Source organism: Staphylococcus sp. 231237_7MaSpsaltlick (assembly GCF_043107035.1).
In genome coordinates this window covers 1-545 of record NZ_JBICNX010000295.1, presented here as the reverse complement: position 1 = coordinate 545, position 545 = coordinate 1, and the positions used below count along the sequence as shown (strand labels likewise).

Annotated in this window: 1 protein-coding gene; it reads left to right on the top strand. The window is 22.6% G+C overall.

Going from position 1 to position 545, the window contains the following annotated elements; genetic code table 11:
• Positions 1–289: 289 nt before the first annotated feature.
• A partial coding sequence (locus tag ACF91D_RS31550) for a Wzz/FepE/Etk N-terminal domain-containing protein (RefSeq protein WP_392438665.1) occupies positions 290–545 on the top strand: 256 nt, incomplete at its 3' end.

The window sequence follows — 545 nt, the reverse complement described above, 5'->3', positions numbered from 1 at the left end:
GATTATTATTAATATAAATATTGTTAATTAAGAAAACTAGATTTTAGTTTTAATTTTTAAAAATATGTGTTTTGAGTGTATATCTAGTGGAATATTTCATTATTAAAAATTTAAAGATGATGATAGTTTTTAGAATTATAAAAAGGCTTGGTAGAAGCATTATAATTTTAAAATAATGGATTTTATTAACAAATTCAAATAATTTTAATATAACTTTTAAAAATGCGTTGAAAAGCATAATAAAATTTATATATAATGGAATGGAACAAATTAAAAATGGGAGGTTCTTATGGAAAATACAATTGATTTATCGAAGTTGTTAGAGATATTAAAGAAAAATGCAAGATTAATCATAATTTTACCTATTCTTTGTTTGCTTATTAGTACAATTGTTACATTATTCTTTTTAGACTCTAGGTATCAAGCATCAACACAAGTTTTAGTGAACCAAAAAGAAAGTGATTCACAAATGATGGCACAAGAGGTACAAAGCAATATTCAGCTTGTTAATACATATTCAGAAATTGTTAAAAGCCCTCGTATAT